The sequence below is a fragment of the Flavobacterium restrictum genome (assembly GCF_007097245.1).
In the GTDB taxonomy this organism is placed as follows: Bacteria; Bacteroidota; Bacteroidia; order Flavobacteriales; family Flavobacteriaceae; genus Flavobacterium; species Flavobacterium restrictum.
The window spans coordinates 1-1,013 of the sequence record NZ_VJZT01000064.1; the positions used below are offsets into that span (position 1 = coordinate 1).

Annotated in this window: 1 protein-coding gene; it reads right to left on the reverse strand. The window is 30.0% G+C overall.

The genetic code is table 11. The annotated features are described in order from the left end of the window. Positions 1-211: 211 nt before the first annotated feature. The gene (locus FNW21_RS16210) at positions 212-895 is read right to left on the reverse strand and encodes a hypothetical protein (protein ID WP_144257789.1); all 684 of its coding nucleotides are present in this window, start codon (positions 893-895) and stop codon (positions 212-214) included. Positions 896-1,013: the final 118 nt, after the last annotated feature.

Genomic DNA, 1,013 nt, shown 5'->3' on the forward strand with positions numbered 1-1,013 from the left:
AATTATCTGCGAGTTACAAACTTCATTTTCAAATCGAAATTACCTGCGTAATTTCGGCACAACTGCCCCATAACGTTTCGCGGCTTTAAGAAGTTGGGGATTTGTAAACCCGAAACTTTCGATTAAACACCGAGATTTAAAAGTACAAAACAAACTTTAAATTAAGCCCAAAAACCCCAATTTCTTAAAACCGCTGTTAGTGGCTGTTTTTTTATTTTTCAGTAATAAACTTTATAAAATCGATTCCAAAATCTAATATTTTTATTGCTGGAGCACCTTCGTCAGTTGAAAATCCTCCACCACTAAAATAATCTGCAAAATCTCCACTAACTCGAATTAATGATTGATTTTCTAAATCTATTACACATTTTCTAAAGTAAAATTTGTCAATATTTTCCATTTCGGAATATTTATCGTGCAATTGCGGAAATCCAGCCATATTTTCATTTATATAGTTTTCATTTTGTATTAAAAAGTTTAAAATCTTTAAATGTGTTGGAGTTATTTCTTCAATAACCTTTAAGAATGAATATTTTTTGTCATATTCTGTTGAATTATCTAAAAAGAAATTCTCTATCGTATTTTGCAGTACTTTAAGTTTTTCTTTTTGATGAGTTTTAAAGGCAATTTGAGAACTTTCCAATATGAATGAAATAAATTCTTCGTTTTCCTTTAAACTTGTTATCAATCCATGATTTCTTGATTCTAAATAGTTCAGTTTTTCGACTACGATATTCATCCAAATTTCTCTACGTTTTGAAATTGGTTCTGCAATGATTAATCCGAAAGTTTCGGCAATTATACTTCCAGCTATTGGAATTGCTCCAATTCCACCTTTTACAAGTTTATAAATTATATCGTTATTATTTTCTGTAGGAATAACTAATTCATTCATTTTTATCTTTTTTATGCGGTTTTTCAGGTAAAATAGCCACTAACGTTTCGTGGCTTGGCGTCAGTTGGGGATTTGGTTAGCCAAATGTATCGATTAAAAAACCAACTTCCAAGTACAA